Annotated in this window: 19 protein-coding genes; 8 read left to right on the plus strand and 11 right to left on the minus strand. The window is 62.7% G+C overall.

All coding sequences use genetic code 11. The features are described 5' to 3' along the window. Window positions 1-85: 85 nt before the first annotated feature. From JOY50_RS04660 to JOY50_RS04670, 3 genes are all read left to right on the plus strand, one after another. The gene (locus JOY50_RS04660) at window positions 86-862 is read left to right on the plus strand and encodes an SDR family oxidoreductase (protein ID WP_243054842.1); all 777 of its coding nucleotides are present in this window, start codon (window positions 86-88) and stop codon (window positions 860-862) included. Between the two features lie 106 nt (window positions 863-968). Next, the gene (locus JOY50_RS04665; protein WP_243054843.1) at window positions 969-1,418 is read left to right on the plus strand and encodes an antitoxin Xre/MbcA/ParS toxin-binding domain-containing protein; all 450 of its coding nucleotides are present in this window, start codon (window positions 969-971) and stop codon (window positions 1,416-1,418) included. Further along, entirely contained in the window at window positions 1,415-1,852 is a 438-nt protein-coding gene (locus JOY50_RS04670; RefSeq protein ID WP_243054844.1) for an RES family NAD+ phosphorylase, read from the plus strand. Before JOY50_RS04665 ends, JOY50_RS04670 begins: the two co-directional genes overlap by 4 nt. Before the next feature lie 7 nt (window positions 1,853-1,859). On the opposite strand, the gene JOY50_RS04675 is transcribed toward JOY50_RS04670, so the two are convergent. Further along, a complete protein-coding gene (locus JOY50_RS04675; RefSeq protein WP_243054845.1) occupies window positions 1,860-3,014 on the minus strand; it encodes a cysteine desulfurase family protein in 1,155 nt (384 codons plus the stop codon). A 194-nt stretch (window positions 3,015-3,208) separates the two neighbouring features. Beyond that, window positions 3,209-4,135: a LysR family transcriptional regulator gene (locus JOY50_RS04680; protein ID WP_243054846.1), complete on the minus strand. Its 927-nt coding sequence runs from the start codon at window positions 4,133-4,135 to the stop codon at window positions 3,209-3,211. A 139-nt stretch (window positions 4,136-4,274) separates the two neighbouring features. Here JOY50_RS04680 and JOY50_RS04685 point away from each other — a divergent pair, with 139 nt between their 5' ends. From JOY50_RS04685 to JOY50_RS04695, 3 genes are all read left to right on the plus strand, one after another. Further along, window positions 4,275-5,504, plus strand: coding sequence for an acyl-CoA dehydrogenase (locus tag JOY50_RS04685; RefSeq protein WP_028613239.1), 1,230 nt, complete (start codon window positions 4,275-4,277; stop codon window positions 5,502-5,504). A gap of 163 nt (window positions 5,505-5,667) precedes the next feature. After that, window positions 5,668-7,068, plus strand: coding sequence for a PAAR domain-containing protein (locus tag JOY50_RS04690; RefSeq protein ID WP_243054847.1), 1,401 nt, complete (start codon window positions 5,668-5,670; stop codon window positions 7,066-7,068). Next, window positions 7,061-7,450, plus strand: a complete 390-nt coding sequence (locus JOY50_RS04695) for a hypothetical protein (protein WP_243054848.1) — start codon at window positions 7,061-7,063, stop codon at window positions 7,448-7,450. Before JOY50_RS04690 ends, JOY50_RS04695 begins: the two co-directional genes overlap by 8 nt. A 21-nt stretch (window positions 7,451-7,471) precedes the next feature. Here JOY50_RS04695 and JOY50_RS04700 read toward each other — a convergent pair whose 3' ends face one another. From JOY50_RS04700 to ribBA, 7 genes are all read right to left on the minus strand, one after another. Beyond that, window positions 7,472-8,527, minus strand: a complete 1,056-nt coding sequence (locus tag JOY50_RS04700) for a TerC family protein (protein WP_243054849.1) — start codon at window positions 8,525-8,527, stop codon at window positions 7,472-7,474. Window positions 8,528-8,709: 182 nt separating this feature from the next. After that, window positions 8,710-10,017: a substrate-binding domain-containing protein gene (locus JOY50_RS04705; RefSeq protein WP_132841420.1), complete on the minus strand. Its 1,308-nt coding sequence runs from the start codon at window positions 10,015-10,017 to the stop codon at window positions 8,710-8,712. Window positions 10,018-10,202: 185 nt separating this feature from the next. After that, window positions 10,203-11,351: an ABC transporter ATP-binding protein gene (locus JOY50_RS04710; RefSeq protein WP_138736830.1), complete on the minus strand. Its 1,149-nt coding sequence runs from the start codon at window positions 11,349-11,351 to the stop codon at window positions 10,203-10,205. Window positions 11,352-11,370: 19 nt separating this feature from the next. Continuing rightward, window positions 11,371-12,180, minus strand: a complete 810-nt coding sequence (locus tag JOY50_RS04715; protein WP_132841412.1) for an ABC transporter permease — start codon at window positions 12,178-12,180, stop codon at window positions 11,371-11,373. 6 nt (window positions 12,181-12,186) lie between these two features. Continuing rightward, a complete protein-coding gene (locus tag JOY50_RS04720; protein WP_016499075.1) occupies window positions 12,187-13,104 on the minus strand; it encodes an ABC transporter permease in 918 nt (305 codons plus the stop codon). Further along, the gene (locus JOY50_RS04725; RefSeq protein ID WP_028613232.1) at window positions 13,101-14,126 is read right to left on the minus strand and encodes an ABC transporter substrate-binding protein; all 1,026 of its coding nucleotides are present in this window, start codon (window positions 14,124-14,126) and stop codon (window positions 13,101-13,103) included. The genes JOY50_RS04720 and JOY50_RS04725 overlap by 4 nt, the downstream gene beginning before the upstream one ends. A 356-nt stretch (window positions 14,127-14,482) precedes the next feature. Next, the gene (gene ribBA / locus JOY50_RS04730; protein ID WP_243054850.1) at window positions 14,483-15,604 is read right to left on the minus strand and encodes a bifunctional 3,4-dihydroxy-2-butanone-4-phosphate synthase/GTP cyclohydrolase II; all 1,122 of its coding nucleotides are present in this window, start codon (window positions 15,602-15,604) and stop codon (window positions 14,483-14,485) included. 78 nt (window positions 15,605-15,682) lie between these two features. Here ribBA and JOY50_RS04735 point away from each other — a divergent pair, with 78 nt between their 5' ends. Beyond that, the gene (locus JOY50_RS04735; RefSeq protein WP_132841405.1) at window positions 15,683-15,976 is read left to right on the plus strand and encodes a DUF1330 domain-containing protein; all 294 of its coding nucleotides are present in this window, start codon (window positions 15,683-15,685) and stop codon (window positions 15,974-15,976) included. A 153-nt stretch (window positions 15,977-16,129) separates the two neighbouring features. Here the strand turns inward: JOY50_RS04735 and JOY50_RS04740 are convergent, their stop codons facing one another. Further along, window positions 16,130-17,149, minus strand: coding sequence for an alpha/beta hydrolase (locus tag JOY50_RS04740; RefSeq protein WP_243054851.1), 1,020 nt, complete (start codon window positions 17,147-17,149; stop codon window positions 16,130-16,132). Window positions 17,150-17,295: 146 nt separating this feature from the next. Here JOY50_RS04740 and JOY50_RS04745 point away from each other — a divergent pair, with 146 nt between their 5' ends. Continuing rightward, window positions 17,296-18,183, plus strand: a complete 888-nt coding sequence (locus JOY50_RS04745) for a LysR family transcriptional regulator (RefSeq protein ID WP_132841402.1) — start codon at window positions 17,296-17,298, stop codon at window positions 18,181-18,183. A 198-nt stretch (window positions 18,184-18,381) separates the two neighbouring features. Here the strand turns inward: JOY50_RS04745 and JOY50_RS04750 are convergent, their stop codons facing one another. Further along, the gene (locus JOY50_RS04750) at window positions 18,382-18,987 is read right to left on the minus strand and encodes a sarcosine oxidase subunit gamma (protein ID WP_132841401.1); all 606 of its coding nucleotides are present in this window, start codon (window positions 18,985-18,987) and stop codon (window positions 18,382-18,384) included.

Below are 18,987 nucleotides of genomic sequence, written 5' to 3' on the forward strand. Positions count from 1 at the left end.
ATCGGCGGCCTTGCCTGTGCTCTAGATTACCCCCGGCACGGCCTGCCAGTACCCCTGTAACCCTATTGCATCAAGGAGCAACCCAATGGATCTAGGCATTACCGGCCGCTGGGCCATCGTCTGCGCGGCCAGCCAGGGCCTGGGCAAAGGCTGCGCCGAGGCGCTTGGCAAAGAAGGCGTGAACCTGGTCATCAATGCCCGCACCCAAGCCACCCTGGAGCAGACCGCCAGCGAGTTGCGGGCGGCCTGCCCAGGCATCGAGGTGCGTACTGTGGCCGGCGATGTGGCCGATGCCCAAGTGCGCCAGGCGCTGTTGGCGGCCTGCCCGCAGGTCGACATCCTGGTCAACAACGCCGGTGGCCCGCCACCGGGGGACTTCCGTGACTGGGGGCGCGACGATTGGCTGAAGGCGCTGGACGCCAACATGCTCACCCCGATAGAGCTGATCAAGGCGGTGGTCGACGGCATGGCCGAGCGCGGTTTCGGCCGGGTGGTGAATATCACCTCTGGCGCGGTGAAGGCGCCGATCGACATTCTTGGTTTGTCCAACGGCGCCCGCAGTGGCCTGACCGGTTTCATTGCCGGCCTGGCCCGGCAGCAGCGCCTGGCGGGCAGCAATGTGACACTGAACAACCTGCTGCCAGGGGCGTTCGACACCGCACGCCTGCAAAAGACTTTGAAGGCGGCGGGTGGCGATGTGCAAGCCACTGCCCAGGCCCGGCGCAAGGCTATTCCGGCGGCGCGCTTTGGCGATGCCGGGGAGTTTGGCGCGTACTGTGCATTTCTGTGCAGTGCGCATGCCGGTTATATCACCGGGCAGAACCTGCTGATCGACGGCGGGGCGTATCCGGGTACCTTCTGAGAGGTGCGGGGGCAGAGTGCCCCCTCAACCACGGGGGCCAGGCAAACTGGCAATGATCCGGCGAATACCGCATACTTGTCGGCAAACGCCGAAACAGGAGTATGCCATGCTTGCCGAAGTGCTTCGCGACAACGGTTACCACGAGTACCGGGCGCGCCTGCAGGCGCTGCTGGAAATACCCGAACTTGCCAGTGACTTCGAAATCCACACCCGCATCACCCATGGTTTTGCTGCCACCTGGCTGGTGAAGCTGACTGAGTGTGGTGTGTTCACGCCGGTGGAGCGGGACCAGATCATTCCCCTGCGCACCCTGAAAACCCGTATCGAGCGGGATCAGCCGCTGACCGTCGAAGAGAGTGATCGGCTGTTCCGCTCGGCCCACATCACCGCCATGGCCGAAGCCGTGTTCGGTGAGGCGGACAAGGCCAAGCGCTGGCTGTCCAAGCCCAAGGAACGCTTCTCGGGGCTGACGCCCATGCAGATGCTCACCACCCAGCAAGGCACCACTCAGGTCGAAGAGATGCTGCTGCAGATTGCCGAGGGCTTTGGCCTGTGATTTTGTGGCGTATCAGCGCCTACGCAGATTTGAGTGGCACTGGGGGTTTGCGTGTAAGCGGCCGCTGGCACCAGGCGGGCCGGCCCGTGGTATATGCCGCCACCAGCCCTTCCGGGGCCATGCTCGAGGTGCTGGTGCACCTGGAGATCGACCCCGAGGACTTTCCTACCACCATGCGCCTGATCCGCATCGATTTGCCAGACACGGTTTCACAGGCGCAGTTGCCCGCCTTGCAGCCCGGCTGGTCCGCTCAGCCTGAGTTGACCCGGGCGTTGGGCAATCGCTTTCTGGATGACTGCTCAGCATTGTTGCTGCCGGTGCCGAGCGCGATCATGCCCAGTACCATCAACTTCCTGTTCAACCCACGGCACGCGCAGGCGCAGCGTGCGAAGATCCAGGTCGAGGATTTTACCCCGGACAGCCGCTTGTTCTAGCGCGTGTTCACCACAGTGCAGCCGATGCCGTCGTCAGCACCCGGCTAAACACTGCGAGCGCCTGGTCCACTTGCGCCTCGGTGGTGAATCGGCCGATGCTCAAGCGCACGCTGTTGCGTGCCTGACGTTCGTCCAGCCCCAGTGCCAGCAGTACATGCGAGGCGGCGTTGCTCGCCGAGTTGCAGGCCGATGTGGTCGACAAGGCCAGCTCGCTGGCCAGGGCCGCGCTGTTGAAACCCTTGCTGTCGATGCACAGGTTCAGGGTATGGGGGATGCGTTGGCTGGCGCTGCCGTTGAGGGTGACGCCGCGTAAAGCCAGCAAGCCCTCGCGCAGGCGCGTGGCCAGTTGCTCAAGGCGCTGATGCTCGCTGTCACCTGGTTCGCCGGCCAGCGCAAAGGCGCTGCCCATGCCGGCGATCTGATGGGTGGCCAGGGTGCCGGAACGCAGGCCCTGCTCATGGCCGCCGCCGTGCATCTGCGCACGCATCAGCGTCCGGGCGCGTGGCCCGACATACAGCGCGCCTATCCCTTTTGGCCCGTAAACCTTGTGCGCCGAAAACGACATCAGGTCCACAGCCATCGCGTTCAGGTCGATGGCGAGCTTGCCTACGGCCTGTGCAGCATCCACGTGCAGCAGGGCACCGTGGGCACGTACCCGTTGGCCAATGGCGGCAAAATCGGTAACCGTGCCCAGCTCGTTGTTGACCGCCATCAGCGATACCAGGCGGGTGTCCGCGCGCAACGCTGCCTGCACGCTTGCAGGCTGGATGAGGCCGGCGGCATCCGGCGCCAGGCGGGTAACGGCCCAGCCTTGGCGCTCCAGTTCGGCCACCGTGTCGAGCACGGCTTTGTGCTCCAGCTGGCTGGTGATCAGGTGCCCAGGCTGGTCGAAGCCTTGGGCAATGCCTTTGAGTGCCAGGTTGTTGGATTCGGTCGCGCCCGAGGTCCAGACCAGATTGCTGGCTTGCGCGCCGACGCGCTCGGCCACTTGCTGGCGTGCTTGCTCCACGGCTTGCCGGGCGGCTTGGCCATAGGCATGGCCACTGGACGCCGGGTTGCCGAAGTTGGCCTCGCTGCCAAGGCAGGCAAGCATGGTTTCGATGACCCGATCGTCGACGGGGGTAGTGGCGGCGTAATCGAAATAGAGTGGGGCGCTGGGCATTGGGGCGGGTCCATGTCTGTCGCCGTGAAATCGGCGATTATTGGGCTAAGCGTATCCGCCATGGGCAAGATATTTTTCGCTTCCCGCCGCTTTTTTCTCATTTGGTGTGAGAAAACGTTCTCTCTATCTAACCTTTAGTAGAATATTTTTCTTCTGGAGGGGCCAGGCTGATCGGCTGCCCCTCGCAGGCGGCTTCAGGCGGGCTGCAGGGCTTTCTCTTCCTCGGCTACCACGCGTTCGCACAATTCGGTGATCTGCTCGCGCATCCAGCGGTTGGCCGGGTCCTGGTCGGTGCTTTCATGCCAGTACAGGTGCGTTTCCAGGGCGGGCACCTCCACTGGCAGTGGCTGGTAACGCAACTGATGACGACGGGCGAAGCGCTCGGGAACGGTCATCGCCATGTCGGTCTGCTGCAACACCTGCGAGGCCATCAGGTAGTGCTGCGAACGCAGCGCGACCTTGCGCTGAACACCCATCTTGCCCAGCGCCAGGTCGACGTAACCCAGGCCGTTGCGGCGGCTGGAAATATGGATATGGGTCATGCCCAGGTAGCTGTCGAGGGTCAGCTTGCTGTCAGCCAGCGGGTGGCCCTGGCGCAGGGCGCACACATAGCGGTCTTGCATCAGCTTGATGTGGCGCACCTGCGGGTCGGTGTTCAGGGGGGCGTCGATGGCGAAGTCCAGGCGGCCGGCGGCGAGCTCCTTGGTGGTCTCGCGGCGCTTGCACAGGAAGCTTTCGATCAGCACCGCGGGCGCCAGGCGGCGCAGGCGCTGGAACAGCGGCGGCAGGATGACCGCCTCGGTCAGGTCGGTCATGCTGATGCGGAAGGTTTTGTTGGCCTGCTGCGGGTTGAAGATGCGGCTTTCCTGCACCGAGCTACGCAGCAGTGCCAGGGCGTTGCGTACCGGGCCGATGATGTTCTGCGCCATCGGCGTGGGCACCATGCCTTGTGCGGTGCGCACGAACAGTGGGTCGTTGAAGGTTTCGCGCAGCCGCGAAAGGGCGTTGGACACTGCAGGCTGGGTAATGCCGACAATCTGCCCGGCGCGGGTCAGGTTGGCTTCGGTGTAGATCGCATCGAACACGATGAACAGGTTGAGGTCGACCTTGCTGAGGTTCATGGGCGCCGCTCTTTGTTGGAATTATTGGCCGATCATATATCGGTTATGAATGTTTATACACGCGGAAAATAGACTAGGTGGATGGGGGCGGGCTGCTCTAGGCTCTGCCCATGTACTCCGAACCGTGAAGGTAGCCCCGATGGATTTCGCCTATTCGCCCAAGGTCCAGGCACTGCGCGAGCGCGTTACTGCGTTCATGGACGCCTACGTGTACCCCGCCGAAGCCGTGTTCGAGCGCCAGGTTGCCGAGGGCGACCGCTGGCAGCCCACGGCAATCATGGAAGAACTCAAGGCCAAGGCCCGCGCCGAAGGGCTGTGGAACCTGTTCTTGCCCGAATCGGAATACGGCGCCGGCCTGAGCAACCTGGAATACGCCCCGCTGGCGGAAATCATGGGCCGCTCACTGCTCGGTCCAGAGCCCTTCAACTGCTCGGCGCCGGACACTGGCAACATGGAAGTGCTGGTGCGTTATGGCAGCGAAGCGCAGAAACGCCAGTGGCTGGAGCCGTTGTTGCGCGGTGAGATCCGCTCGGCGTTTGCCATGACCGAGCCGGACGTGGCCTCCTCGGACGCTACCAACATGGCCGCCACTGCCGTGCGTGACGGTGACGAATGGGTCATCAATGGCCGCAAGTGGTGGACCTCCGGCGCCTGCGACCCGCGTTGCAAGGTGATGATCTTCATGGGCCTGTCCGACCCCGAAGGCCCACGCCACCAGCAGCATTCGATGGTGCTGGTGCCCACCGATGCGCCGGGCGTGAAGATCGTCCGCCCGTTGCCGGTGTTCGGCTATGACGATGCCCCTCATGGCCACGCCGAGGTGCTTTTCGAGAACGTACGGGTGCCGTATGAAAACGTGCTGCTCGGCGAGGGGCGCGGCTTCGAGATTGCCCAAGGGCGCCTTGGCCCAGGCCGTATCCACCACTGCATGCGCTCGATCGGCATGGCCGAACGTGCGCTGGAGTTGATGTGCAAGCGCTCGGTGGAGCGTACTGCTTTTGGTCGGCCACTGGCACGGCTGGGTGGCAACGTCGACAAGATCGCCGACTCACGCATGGAAATCGACATGGCCCGGCTGCTGACGTTGAAGGCGGCGTACATGATGGACACCGTCGGCAACAAGGTGGCCCGCAGCGAAATCGCGCAAATCAAGGTGGTGGCGCCGAACGTGGCGTTGAAGGTGATCGACCGGGCGATCCAGATGCATGGCGGGGCAGGGGTGAGCGGCGATTTCCCGCTGGCCTACATGTACGCCATGCAGCGCACCCTGCGCCTGGCCGACGGGCCGGATGAAGTGCACCGGGCGGCGATTGGCAAATATGAAATTGGCAAATATGTGCCGGTGGAGCTGTTGCGTAGCGGGCGCTGAAGTCGTCAGCCTGAGCCGGCCTCTTCGCGGGTGAACCCGCTCCCACAGTGATCCCGCAAACTCCCGCAATGTGTAGGAAGTATCTGAATTTCGGCTGAGGCCCCCTGAATCTCCCTTGCTGGTGATAGGTTTTCAACCCTAACCAGCTACAGGGAGTTTAGGGATGCGCGTCAATTTGGAGGGAAAGGGTCAGGCGGTAGATGGTGATGTCACTACAACGGGCGCTGTCTGTATTGCGACCGGGGCGGGCTACTTGGACGAAGGCCGGATGGTACTCCGTGAAGGCGACCACACCACGCCATGCCCTCTTTGCGGGCAGGTGGGAACCGTCGCTGAAGGTGTGGATCACTTTATTTCCGATGGCCAGCGGGTGGCCATGGATGGCGCGCTGGTTGCCTGTGGCTGTTCGCCGGGCAGCAACCGGGTGGTCGCACCGTTATATGAAGCACCGCCGTCCATGTATTCCATTGCGGGGGGTACCAATACCCACTTTAATCAGCCGTCAGCCACCGCCTACCCCGGGCGCTTCTCCCGACCCGTCGTAGGGGCACTGCCCGATTCGCTAGAGCCTGGCTTCTATGTAGTTCCTCGGCGCATGTCGTTCCCCCAAGTGCTGCTGCAACTGGCCGAGCACGATGCCACGTTGCCCATCTCCCGGTTGCAGCGGCTCAACCCGACGTTTGAGCAAGGCTTCAAGGCTGGGGAAATCTTCGTTATCGGTGATCCTGACAACGCAAATGCCTGTACGCGCGAAGAGGGAGAACTGATGGCGGCTGCACAGCATGCGCGGCGTGCTTTGGAGGTGCTCGACTACGCCGAAGCGGATTTCATGATGCAGCACCAGGCCGAAATCGCCGGCTTGCTCAGCAACGCCAGTCTGTCCATGGGCGTCGGCAAGGACATGCTCGATCAAGGCTTGAAACAGGTCAGTCATACCTTGACCAGTATCGAGCAGTTGCACCAGCGGGAGTTCATGCGCCACGGCCATTTGAACAGCCCGGGCTTTTTCGCTGAACGGCGGCGGCTTCTGCAGCAGCTGGATGGACAGTTGAAAACGGCATTTTTGAACAAGCAGTTGAACCTTGGGAACTATGAGCGCTTGAGGAGGAGCTTGAATATTTCGACCAAGAGTCTTGTGCATCATTGGTCGAAAGCGGGCGGGCCGGGGCAGATTCCGGGGTACGCCACGCATTTGGATAAGGTGGCGCGGCTGAGCAAGTATCTTGAATATGGTGGGTATGCTGCAATTGGGCTGGGGGCTACGTCATCTTATCTGAAAGTGCAAGAGGTCTGTGTTGCAGGTGAAACTGATGACTGCCGGAAAGTCCGACTCACCGAAACGGGTAGTTTCGCTGGTGGCTTAGGAGGAGGGATGGTGGGAGGTTACATCGCAGGTGCTGCCGCTGCCGCGCTATGCGGTGTTTTCGCGGTGGGTACCGGCGGCCTTGGTGTTCCCGTATGCGGGATTGTCCTGGTTGGCGCCGGCTCTGCGGCAGGCTCTATGGGTATTGGCGCAGCTGGCGAGAAGCTCGGTGAAGTAATTTATGAGGTGATGGATGATTGACTTTGATAGCTGGTCGCCATACTTGCGAATAGCTTTCTTAGTTGCGCCCTTCATTATCGGCCTTGTCGGTATTGCTATGAATGTACAGATTGCGCTGTCGACGGATTTTGATATAGCTCTTTCAGCGATTACCAGCAATCCCTACCTGCAACAGATGAAGCCCGTGTGGGGCCGAGGGAATCTGAGGTCTCGATGTCTACTGATGAGCACGGTAAGCGCGTTGGTTACATTTCCTTGGCTTCATTTGCGCTTGGGATGGTTGGACGAGGCGGAACTTGAAAGGTTTCCGCCCAAGTTGAGGCGAAAATTAGGGGCAGCTCTTTGGCTGATCCTGATCTCATCAGTCTGGGCGGGGGTGGGTTATTTCATTATCAAGAAATGATCTCCGCCCAGATTCGTAATTTCAGACCCGCATCTGCGGGTCTTCCTTTTTATTGCTAAATTCACCACCGGCATTCGCAGGCTGTTTGGGTTGAATTTCCGCCTTCTCCCCCCGCGTCTTCACCAACGAAACCACCACCCCACCCAGCAACAACCCAAACGTCACCCCCAACGACAGCAGCGCCGGTACCTTGCCCACCATGCCGTGATAGAAAATCTTGCAACCAATAAAGATAAGCACCAGCGCCAACGCATACTTGAGGTAAACAAACCGGTGCATCAACGCCGACAGCGCGAAGTACAACGAACGCAGCCCAAGGATGGCAAAGATGTTCGAGGTGTATACAATGAACGGGTCCTGGGTAATGGCGAAAATCGCCGGCACGCTGTCGACGGCAAACACCAGGTCGGCCAACTCGATCAGCACCAGTGCCAGGAACAACGGGGTGGCATAGCGCAGCGCCTTGCTGTGGCCGGCCGGGGTCTGGTGTACGAAGAAGTGCGAGCCGTGGATCTGGTCGGTGACCCGCATGTGCCTGCGCACGAACTTGAGTATCGGGTTGTTGGCCAGGTCAGGGTGGCTGTCTTCTTTCGAAAGCGCCATCTTCACCCCGGTAAACAGCAGGAAGGCACCGAAGATATACAGCACCCAGGCAAAGTTCTGCACCAGCGCGGCGCCCACGCCAATCATGATCGCCCGCAGGAACACCACCCCCAGGATGCCCCAGAACAGCACCCGATGCTGGTAACGGCGGGGGATGGCGAAGTAGCTGAAGATCATCGCCATGACGAACACGTTGTCCATCGACAGCGATTGCTCGACCAGGAAACCGGTGTAGAACTCCAGCGCCGATTGCGCGCCCAGCTGGAACCAGACCCCGACGCCGAACAACACGCCGACGCTGAAGTAGCCCGAGTACAGCAGCAGGCTTTCGCGCATTTCGATTTCGCGGTCGTGGCGGTGCAGCACGCCCAGGTCGAGCACCAGCAAACCGATGACGATGGCTATGAACACCAGCCACATCCAGGCGCTGGTGCCGAGTACAGGGGTGGTGAGGAATGCTTGCAGAGCTGTCATGAGCCCCTCCTTGAATGTCGACGTTGCATGGCAACAGTGATCCGACATGGCGGCTTGGCAGCCGTCAGAGGGGCCCGGTATCACATGAATTTGAGCCTAGACCCGATTGCAGGAGATACCGAATGGGGAGCTGTTACATTTCTTTGCCGGCGCCCCTGGAGGAGCACAAGCCCCCCCTCAATTCAATACACCCACACCTCGACCCGCCGATTGCGCAGTCGCCCTTGCTCCAGCTCATTGCCGGCCACCGGCAGTTCATCGCCCATGCCCGTCACCTCCAGCAACTCCACGCCATCGCGCGCCAGCTCGCGGCGCACTGCCTGGGCCCGAAGGCGCGAGAGCAGGGCGGCGCGGCCAGGCGTTTCCTTGGGGTCGCCAAACCCTACCAGCACCGCTTTGCTCTTAAGCTTGCCAGCCTGGCGCAGGTACTCGGCCACCCGCTGCACATCGCGCAGGGCCTTGTTGTCGAGGCTGGCGCTGCCTTCCTGGAAGCGGAAGTTCACGCTCAGCCGCTGCGCCTGTTGGGCCAAGGTACGGTAGCGCGGCGGCATGTCTGCCTGGGGCACTACTGGCTGGGCCTTGATCTGCTGCGAAACAAAGCCCTGCTGGGCAACGATGGCCTGGCCGGCCGGGCTCTGGGCAAAGTCGGCCAGGGCCCTGGCCTGTGGCTTGGGGTTGGCCGGCAGGTAGAAGTACAGGCGCCGTGACAGCGGGTAATCTTCGCTGGCCACCAGGGCGCGCTCCGGCAGCATGGCCGGTGCGTCGCCTTCGGCTACCGCCAGCACCTTGGCCCCGTGCACCGCAGCCAGGCTGCTGAAGCCGATGGCCTGGCGGTCGGTGGCCACCTGCGCAGCCAGTTCGTCACTGGACTCGAAGCGCCGGGCCTTGGCTGACAAGTCGTGGTGCTGGGGCTCCAGCACCAGCGCCTTGAACGTCTCGAAGGTGCCGGAGCGGTCGTCACGGGCGTATAGGTGGATGGCGCCGCCAGCAATACCCAATTGCTCCCAGTGTTGGATCTGCCCGGAGAAAATCTGCGCCAGTTGCTGCGTGTTCAACCGAGGTAGCGGGTTGTCGGGGTGGACGATGACCGCGACACCGTCCAGCCCGATCACTTGCTCGGCGCTGGCAGCACGCAGGTCGCCTAGGGCCTGAAGTTGGCGCACTTCGCTGTCGTTGATCGGTCGCGAGGCGGCTGCCAGGTCGGCGTCGCCACGGCCGAGGGCCGCGAAGCCGGTGCTGGAACCGTGTGCGGCGATGTCGACACGCAGGGGTTGGTCATGCGCATCGCGTGCGGTGATCACGGTCTCGTTGGCCCACTTGCCAGGTTGCTGCTCGATTGCGGTGGCTTGCTGCGCGCGCAATTGCCCCTGCACCAGCGCTGGCAGCAAGGCCGCGCCGATGGTGTTGGAGCCTTGCGCACGCATGTGCATGGGCTCGGCCAAGGTCGCTAACGGGATCAGGGTGAACAGCAATACAAGCAGGCGGGGCATGCCGGGTGGCCCTGTGGCATAGAGTTGGCCGGCAGATTACGACAGTGGCGTGATGATAATGTGACAGTCCGTAGGGGAGGGCTCTGCCCTCCATTCGCGACACAAGGCCGCTCCCACAGGCGACCGCGATTCCTTGTGGGAGCGGCCTTGCGTCGCGATAGGGCCGCAAAGCGGCCCCGGTTATCTCAATGCGCCCCGGCAGACTTGCTCAAATCACTCTCGGCCCACTCGGTATAGATGCACGCATCCGCCACCGCCCAGCGCACCTTCACGCTGTCGCCCGGCTGCATCGGCATGCCCGCGGCCGACAGTGCCTTCACCGTCAGCTCGGTACCCCCTGCAGTCATCACATGGCAGGTCTGGCTTTCACCCAGGAACAGCACTTCGCCAACCTTGGCACTGACCTCGTTCCAGCCCGCCGGCAGTGGCTCGCGCGCGGCCTGTTCGACGGTCAGGGCCAGGGCTTTTTCCGGGCGCACCATGATCAGCGCATCCTGCCCAGCGGCCAGGCCCGGGGTCAGGCGGATGGCCACCGGCTGGCCCTCGAAACTGCCTGCGCCATTGCTGCTGGCCTTGATGCGCAGGAAATTGGAGTTGCCCAGGAACGAGGCGACAAAGGCATTCGGTGGGTTCTGGTACAGGTCGTAACCGGTGCCCAGCCCGACGATCTTGCCATGGCTGAAGATGGCGATGCGCTGGGACAGGCGCATGGCTTCTTCCTGATCATGGGTGACGTAGACGATGGTGATACCCAGCCGGCGGTGCAGTTGGCGCAGTTCGTCCTGCAGGTCTTCGCGCAGCTTCTTGTCCAGCGCGCCGAGTGGTTCGTCCATCAGCAGGATGCGTGGCTCGTACACCAGTGCCCGGGCAATCGCCACGCGCTGCTGTTGCCCGCCGGACATCTGCGACGGCTTGCGGTGGGCGAACTGCTCCAGCTGTACCAGCTTGAGCATGGCGTCGACGCGCTTGTTGGTCTCACTGGTGCTCAGCTTGCGGATGGCCAGTGGGAAGGCGATATTGTCGCGCACGTTCAGGTGCGGAAACAGCGAGTAACGCTGGAACACCATGCCGATGTCACGCTTGTGCGGCGGTACATTCACCAGCGACTGGCCATCGACCAGGATTTCGCCGCTGCTGGGCGTTTCGAAGCCGGCCAGCATCGACAGGGTGGTGGATTTGCCCGAGCCGCTAGACCCGAGGAAGGTCAGGAACTCGCCGTCCTGGATTTCCAGGTCGAGGTTGTCCACGGCGGTGAAGTCGCCGTAGTGCTTGTTCAGGCCGCGCAGGCTGACCAGGGTTTTGCCTGGCGCGTTGTCTTTGATCACTGCACTCATTGTTGTTTTCTCCGCGCGCTCAGGCGTTTGTTTCGGTGCGCCGGCGCAAGGCGGCGGCAATGAACATGACAAACAGCGACAGGCCGATCAGCAAGGTCGAGGCCACGGCGATGACCGGGCTCAGGTCCTGGCGCAGGGTGGTCCACATCTTCACCGGCAGTGTCTGCAGGTCGGGGCTGGCCATCATCACGCTCAGCACCACCTCATCCCACGACACCAGGAAGGCGAACAGGCCGCCGGCGATCATCCCCGGGCGAATGGCCGGGAAGGTAACCTTGAAAATCGCCTGCAGGCGCGAGGCACCGCAGATCACCGCGGCATCCTCGATCGACTGGTCGAACAGCTTCAGCGAGTTGATGATCGAGATGATGGTGAAGGGCAGGGCGACGATCACGTGGCTGACCACGAAGGCGAACAGCGTGCCGGTGTAGCCCAGCTTGAGAAACAGTGCGTACACCGCCACGGCGATGATCACCAGCGGCACGATCATCGGCATGGTGAACAGCCCGTACAGCAGCTCGCGGCCCGGGAAGCGGCCACGCACCAGGGCGAATGCGCTGGGCAGGCCCAGCAGCACGGCGGCGACGGTGGTCAGCACGGCCACCTTCAGGCTGGCCAGCGCGGCGTCCATCCACTCCGGGTTGGAGAAGAACTGGCCGTACCACTTGAAGGTCCAGCCCGGTGGCGGAAACACCAGCCACTGGGACGAGCCGAACGACAGCAACACGATGAACACCACCGGCAGCAGCAGGAAGGCCGCAATGACCCCGGTGGTCAGGTACAGGCCCGTACGCAGCGGGCGGCCCATGGCATTGGGAGACAGGAGCATGGCGGTTTACCTCGCGTTGCCAACCGGGGATTCCGGCTGCAGCTTCAGGTACAGGTAGAAGAGCACCAGGGTGATCGCCACCAGCAGTGCGGCAGCGGCGCTGGCCAGGCCCCAGTTGAGGAACGACTGCACCTGCTGGATGATGAATTCGGGCAGCATCATGTTCTGCGCCCCGCCCAGCAGTGCCGGGGTGACGTAGTAACCGAGCGACATCACGAACACCATCAACGCGCCGGAGAACAGCCCCGAACGGCACAGCGGCAGGAACACCTTCCAGAAATTGGTCCACGGGCTGGCGCCGCAGATGGAGCCGGCCTGCAGCACCATCGGGTCGATGGCGTGCATGGTGGCCTGCAGCGGCAGCACGATGAACGGGATCATGATGTAGCTCATGCCGATTACCACGCCGGTGAGGTTGTGCACCATTTCCAGCGGGGTATCGATGATACCCATGGCCATCAACGCCTTGTTGATCACCCCCGAGCTTTGCAGCAACACCAGCCACGAGTAGGTGCGCGCCAGCAGGCTGGTCCACATCGACAACAGCACGATGTTCAGCAGCCAGCGGCCCCAGCCCTTGGGCACCAAGGTAATTGCCCAGGCCAGCGGGAAGCCCAGCAGCACACTGATCAGGGTGACCACGCCGGCCACCGAGAAGGTGTTGAACAGCACCCGTGCGTAGGCCGAGTTGGCGAACAGCTGCTCGTAGTTGCCCAGCCCCGGCGTTGGCTCCAGCACCCCACGCAGCAACAGGCCGACCAGCGGGGCAAAGAAGAACAGGCCAAGGAACAGCAGGGCCGGCAGCAGGTTGCGGCTGCCCTTCCAGCGCTGGCTCAGGCTGGCGCGGCGGGGGGCCGTTCCGGGGGCGCCGGTGCCCGTGGGGGCACCTTGCGCGTTATGCAGGGCGTTGATGGCGACTTTCATTTGACCAACCACTCATTCCAGCGGGCCGCGATGGCCTGACCGTTCTTGGCCCAGTAGGCGAAGTCGAGGGTGACCTGGTCCTGGGCGTAGGCAGTGGGCAGGTTTGGCGCAAGGTCTTTGTCCAGCTTGGCCACGCTGTCGACGTTCACCGGGGCGTAGGCGGTCTTGTTGGCGAACTCGGCCTGGCCTTCGGCGCTGCTGGCGTTGGCCAGAAACTTCATGGCCGCGTCCTTGTTCTTGGCGCCTTTGGGGATGACCAGGAAGTCCGCCATGACCAGGTTCTGTTTCCAGCTTACGCCCACGGGTGCACCGTCTTGCTGCAGGGCGTAGACACGGCCGTTCCAGAACTGGCCGAGCGAGGCTTCACCCGAGGCCAGCAACTGCTGCGACTGGGCGCCACCGCCCCACCAGACGATGTCTTTCTTGATGGTGTCGAGTTTCTTGAAGGCGCGGTCCAGGTCCAGCGGGTACAGCTTGTCTGGCGCTACGCCGTCGGCCAGCAGGGCCAGTTCCAGCACGCCGGGGCTGGGCCATTTGTACAGGGCGCGTTTGCCCGGGTAGGTCTTGGTGTCGAACAGTGCAGTCCAGTCCACCGGCTTGTTGGCACCCAGCTTGCCTTCGTTGTAGCCCAGCACGAAGGAGAAGAAGAACGAGCCGACGCCATGGTCGGACACGAAGCGAGGGTCGATCTTGTCACGCTTGATCTGGGTGAAGTCGAGGGGTTCCAGCAGGCCTTCGCTGGCGGCGCGCAGGGCAAAGTCGGCTTCGACATCGACCACGTCCCATTGCACGTTGCCGCTTTCGACCATGGCCTTGAGTTTGCCGTAGTCGGTGGGGCCGTCCTGCACGACCTTAATGTCGGTGGCCTTGGTGAAGGGTACGGCCCACGCTTCTTTCTGGGCGTCCTGGGTGGTACCGCCCCAGCTGACGAAGTTCAGGCTGTCAGCGGCCTGGGCGGCTTGACATGCCAGGGTCAGCAGGCTGGCGGACAGCACTGCGGTTACACGTTTGCTCAACAGCATGGTTACGCCCTCGTTGCTTTTGTTATTCGAGGCGGGGCTTTTGATGCACCCGCCAACAGTGTTCGGGGAGCAGCTAAAACAAAGTGTCTTGGTGGCCGTTTTTAATTGTAGGTGCCGGCCTACAGATTCAAGGTCTACGGGATATCATATTATGGTATTCCAAACTTTTGGCAAGGGGTATGAGGCGACCGGCCATCACCCCGGCCTTTGCCAGCTGCCGCAACCCTTTGTAGGAGCGGCCTTGTGTCGCGAAAGGGCCGCACAGCGGCCACAGGGTTTCAGCGTCGACACACAAATTGACGGGGCCGCTATGCGGCCCTTTCGCGACACAAGGCCGCTCCTACAAGGGGACTGTGTCAGGTCGGAAGGCCTGGCTCGAACGGAATGCTCTGCACCACCTCCAGCTCATACCCCGCCAGGCCGGCGTACTTCAGTGGTGGCCCCAGGTGACGCAGCTTGCCCACGCCCAGGTCCTGCAGAATCTGCGCCCCGGTGCCGACTTCGGAGTACACCTTCGACTGCCCACGCTGGTACGGCCTTACCGGCTGGGTCAGCTGCGGCACACGCTCAAGCAGGGCCTGGGAGGATTCATGGTTGGCCAGGATCACCACCACGCCTGTACCTTCGTCGGCTACCTTCTGCAGCGCCGCCCACAGCGTCCAGTTGGCGGGGCCAGCGTATTCGGCACCGACCAGGTCGCGCAGCGGGTCGATCACGTGCACCCGCACCAGGGTCGGTTGCTCGCGACGGATGTCGCCCATGACCATGGCCATGTGCACGCCGCCTTCAATGCGGTCCTCATAGGTGACCAGGCGGAAGGTGCCGTGCACGGTCGGCAGTTCGCGCTCGCCGATACGTTTGATGGTCTGCTCGGTGCTCAGGCGGTAGTGGATCAGGTCGGCGATGGTGCCGATCTTGATGCCATGCCGGGCGGCGAACACTTCCAGGTCGGGGCGGCGGGCCATGGTGCCATCGTCGTTCAGCACTTCAACAATGACCGACGCCGGGCTGAAGCCGGCCATCCGGGCCAGATCGCATCCTGCTTCGGTGTGGCCGGCGCGGGTCAGCACGCCGCCTTCGCGGGCGCGCAGGGGGAAGATGTGGCCAGGTTGCACCAGGTCTTCGGGGCGGGCGGTCGGGGCCATGGCCGCTGCCACGGTGCGTGCCCGGTCGGCAGCGGAAATGCCGGTGGTGACGCCGGTGGCTGCTTCGATCGACACGGTGAACGCCGTGCTGAAAGCGCTGCCGTTGGCCGGTACCATCTGCTCCAGGCCCAGGCGCTGGCAGTGTTCGTCGGTCAGGGTCAGGCAGATCAGGCCGCGCGCTTCGCGGGCCATGAAGTTGATGGCCTGGGCGTCGCAACGCTCGGCGGCGATCAGCAGGTCGCCTTCGTTCTCCCGGTCCTCGTCATCCACCAGCAGGACCATCTTGCCTTGCCGGTAGTCCTCGAGAAGCTCCTCGATGGTGTTGAATGCCATGTTGCACGCTCACTGTGGTGGGGTGGTTTTTATGGTATACCATCATACACAAATATCGCCGTAACAGGAGAGCAGCGCATGAAGGCCTATTGGATCGCCCATGTGGACGTGACCGAACCCGAGCAGTATCAGCAGTACACCCAACGCGCGCCGGCAGCCTTCAAGGCATTCGGCGGCCGCTTCCTGGCACGTGGCGGGCGCAGCGAGGCGATGGAAGGGCGGCCTACCCCTCAGCGTAGCGTGGTGATCGAGTTCGATTCGTACGATCAGGCGGTGGCGTGTTATCACTCCGCGCTGTATCAGGAGGCTTGCAGCCATCGCCAGGGGGTGGCGAAGGCTGAAGTGATCATTGTCGAAGGGTTTGAACCCTGATGTTGGGCTGATGGCCCTTTCGCGGGTAAACCCGCTCCCACAGGTGCACCACAAACTTCCAGTTCTGTGGTGTACCTGTGGGAGCGGGTTTACCCGGGAAGAGGCCTGGCCTGCCTTACGGCACGCCAGCCTGTGCCGCATGGGTGGATAAGGTTATTGAAGGTGGGCTTTGAGTTCACCGGCCGCCTGGCGCATGGCTGCTTTCACCGCTGGCACCTGGCTCAGCGGATTGAGCAGGCCGTAGTCGTGGATCATGCCGTTGTAGCGCACCGAGGTAACGGTTACCCCAGCAGCGTTCAACTTGCGGGCATACGCTTCGCCTTCATCGCGCAACACATCGAACTCGGCCGTTTGCACCAGCGCCGGCGGCAGGCCCTTCAACTGCTCACTACTGGCTCGCAGCGGCGAGGCGTAGATCTGTTCCCGCGCCTTGGCATCGGTGGTGTAGCTGTCCCAGAACCACTTCATCATCCCGGTGGTCAGGAAGTGCCCTTCGGCAAACTGTTTGTACGAAGCGGTCTCGAAGCTGGCATCGGTCACCGGCCACAGCAGCAACTGGAAGCGCAGGGCAGGGGTGCCGGCCTGTTTGGCTTTCAGCGCCACGACTGCCGCCATGTTGCCGCCAACGCTGTTGCCAGCCACCGCCAGGCGCTTGCCGTCCACGCCGATCTCCTTGCCATGCTCGGCCACCCAGCGGGTCGCAGCGTAGGCCTGGTTGATCGCTGTGGGGTAGTGCGCTTCCGGCGACGGGGTGTAGTCCACATAAACCGCCACCGCACCCGAACCAACCACCAGGTCGCGTATCAGCCGCTGGTGAGTCGGGAAGTCGCCAAGCACCCAACCGCCGCCGTGGAAGAACATGAATACTGGCAGGTCACCCTTTACATTGGCCGGGCGTACCACTTGCAGCTTGATCGACTCGCCGTTGGCCTGGAGGGTGTGTTCCTTCACCTCGATACCGGAGAGGTCGACCTTGACCGAAGCCTGGGCGCTCGTCAGCACTGCTCGGGCATCTTTCGGGCTGAGTTGCTCCAGTGGCTTGCCGCCGCCTTGTTCCAGGGCTTCGAGGAAGGCCTGGGTGTGTGGCTCGACACCTGGGCCACCCGCAGCGAAGGCGCTGGAAACGGACAGGGCCAGAAGGGAGGCGGTAAGGGTTTTGTGGACAATGTTCATGAGCGAATCCTTTTCCATGCAAGTGTTAGTAGTGGGCGTCTTGCCTGGCCTGCTGGGCCATCGCTGCGACTTGTGCATAGGTTAGGCAGATGCACTGGCGGGAAAAAGCCGCTATAAAGCGTTTGACTGTCACCATGAGCGAGACAATGAACCCCTACGAAGACATGCGTATCTTTGCCCAGGTCATGGAGGCCGGCAGTTTCACCGCTGCCGCCGACCGCCTGGGCATGTCCAAGCAATCGGTAAGCCGGCGCCTGATGCAGCTTGAAGAGCGCCTGGGCGTACGCCTGCTCAACCGCTCTACCCGGCGCCTGGACGCCACGCCGCTGGGCCAGCACTACTACCAGTCGGCGCTGCGCCTGCTGGGCGAGGTGCAGCAGGTGGAGCACGACATCAGCGGCCAGGCCCAGGCCCTGCGCGGCACTTTGCGGCTGAGCGCACCGCTGTCGTTCGCCATGTCGCACTTGGGCTGCCTGTTGACCGAGTTTTTGCAATTGCACCCGCAAGTCGATGTTGAGGTGGACCTGAGTGATCGTGCCGTGGACCTGATCGGCGAGGGCTACGACCTGGCACTGCGGATTGGCGCGCTGGAGGACTCCAGCCTGATTGCGCGGCGTATTGCCAGTGTCGAGCGGGTTTATTGCGCAAGCCCGGCGTACCTGCAGGCGCGGGGTGTACCGCTAAAACCGGAGGATCTGGCCGGGCACGACTGCCTGCCCTATGGGCATTCGCGACAGGTGCAGTGGCAGTTCCGCCAGGGCGGCAAGGCGCAGGCGATTCAAGTGACAGGGCGCATGCGTGCGAACAACGGCGAGTTGCTCAGGGATGCCGCCATCGCCGGGATGGGCGTGACCTACCTGCCGACCTTCATAGTCGGCCAGGCGATGGCGGATCGGCGGCTGGTGAGGGTGCTTGAAGCCTGGACGCCGCCGGCGTTGCAGTTATCAGCGGTGTACCCGCAGCACAGGCAGGTGGCGAGGCCGGTGCAGGGTTTTGTGAGCTTTCTGCACGAGCGCCTGGTGCACTTGCTGTGAAATTCACCCGCGAACGCCTTGGCCCATGGCTTGATATCGCGTCATGCAAACAAGGCGGTCGCGCGCGCCTGCCACAGGCATGACTGGCCCGAAACAAACGTAGGTGCGAGCTTCGCTCGCGATGCGCCACGCGGGCGGCGCTCGATCTCCCAGGCACCGAAACTTCTGCGGCGAACCCTCCGCACACCGCACCGCGTATCACCCCAGCAACACACCCGGCTCAATCAAACTGCCATCGAATTCATCCATGGCATCCAGCATCGCTTCGCGCAAATACCCCAGTGATGCCCGATCAAACAGCAGCTGCAACGCCGGCCGCTCATCACTGCCCACATTCACCACAATCACATTGATGCGTGCCACCGAAGTCTGCGCCACCGCCCCAACCGGAAATGCCCCGGCACGCAAGTCCACGGCGCACAACTTGGCCATTACCGCGCTGCCATATACCCCTGACAGCTGCAGCCAGGCATGGCTGTCCTGCCGCGGCAGCAGGTAGTTGCGCCGGGCATCCTGAACCCACCCGGCCTCCAGGCCAGCCACCCGCGCGCCATCGTTGGCCAGGTTGCCCAACAGCAGGTACTCGGTCTGAGACAACCGTGTCACCCAGCTTCCGTCATCCTGGCGCACGGCATGGTTTGGCTGTGCAGGCAAATCGTAGCCAAGCTGTTGAAGATAAGCGGCGCTGTCACTCCCGCGAAATCCGACTCTCGCCAACTCGGTCAGGTCAGTCAACGCACAGGTGTGCAACAACTCGGCCCGCGGGGTGCGAGGGACAAACGCTTCGGCTTGCAAACTGGTCAT

The organism is Pseudomonas sp. BP01, assembly GCF_022760795.1.
Classification (GTDB): Bacteria; Pseudomonadota; Gammaproteobacteria; order Pseudomonadales; family Pseudomonadaceae; genus Aquipseudomonas; species Aquipseudomonas putida_Q.

Excerpts from the sequence above, each read along its gene's own strand:
- JOY50_RS04720 (WP_016499075.1), bottom strand. The coding sequence starts at position 13,104 with ATGAAAGTCGCCATCAACGCCCTGCATAACGCGCAAGGTGCCCCCACG.
- JOY50_RS04715 (WP_132841412.1), bottom strand. The coding sequence starts at position 12,180 with ATGCTCCTGTCTCCCAATGCCATGGGCCGCCCGCTGCGTACGGGCCTG.
- JOY50_RS04690 (WP_243054847.1), top strand. The coding sequence starts at position 5,668 with ATGCGCGTCAATTTGGAGGGAAAGGGTCAGGCGGTAGATGGTGATGTC.
- JOY50_RS04660 (WP_243054842.1), top strand. The coding sequence starts at position 86 with ATGGATCTAGGCATTACCGGCCGCTGGGCCATCGTCTGCGCGGCCAGC.
- JOY50_RS04750 (WP_132841401.1), bottom strand. The coding sequence starts at position 18,987 with ATGACCAGTTTGCAAGCCGAAGCGTTTGTCCCTCGCACCCCGCGGGCC.
- JOY50_RS04675 (WP_243054845.1), bottom strand. The coding sequence starts at position 3,014 with ATGCCCAGCGCCCCACTCTATTTCGATTACGCCGCCACTACCCCCGTC.
- ribBA (WP_243054850.1), bottom strand. The coding sequence starts at position 15,604 with ATGGCATTCAACACCATCGAGGAGCTTCTCGAGGACTACCGGCAAGGC.
- JOY50_RS04700 (WP_243054849.1), bottom strand. The coding sequence starts at position 8,527 with ATGACAGCTCTGCAAGCATTCCTCACCACCCCTGTACTCGGCACCAGC.
- JOY50_RS04740 (WP_243054851.1), bottom strand. The coding sequence starts at position 17,149 with ATGAACATTGTCCACAAAACCCTTACCGCCTCCCTTCTGGCCCTGTCC.
- JOY50_RS04695 (WP_243054848.1), top strand. The coding sequence starts at position 7,061 with ATGATTGACTTTGATAGCTGGTCGCCATACTTGCGAATAGCTTTCTTA.
- JOY50_RS04665 (WP_243054843.1), top strand. The coding sequence starts at position 969 with ATGCTTGCCGAAGTGCTTCGCGACAACGGTTACCACGAGTACCGGGCG.
- JOY50_RS04710 (WP_138736830.1), bottom strand. The coding sequence starts at position 11,351 with ATGAGTGCAGTGATCAAAGACAACGCGCCAGGCAAAACCCTGGTCAGC.
- JOY50_RS04705 (WP_132841420.1), bottom strand. The coding sequence starts at position 10,017 with ATGCCCCGCCTGCTTGTATTGCTGTTCACCCTGATCCCGTTAGCGACC.
- JOY50_RS04680 (WP_243054846.1), bottom strand. The coding sequence starts at position 4,135 with ATGAACCTCAGCAAGGTCGACCTCAACCTGTTCATCGTGTTCGATGCG.
- JOY50_RS04735 (WP_132841405.1), top strand. The coding sequence starts at position 15,683 with ATGAAGGCCTATTGGATCGCCCATGTGGACGTGACCGAACCCGAGCAG.
- JOY50_RS04745 (WP_132841402.1), top strand. The coding sequence starts at position 17,296 with ATGAACCCCTACGAAGACATGCGTATCTTTGCCCAGGTCATGGAGGCC.
- JOY50_RS04725 (WP_028613232.1), bottom strand. The coding sequence starts at position 14,126 with ATGCTGTTGAGCAAACGTGTAACCGCAGTGCTGTCCGCCAGCCTGCTG.
- JOY50_RS04685 (WP_028613239.1), top strand. The coding sequence starts at position 4,275 with ATGGATTTCGCCTATTCGCCCAAGGTCCAGGCACTGCGCGAGCGCGTT.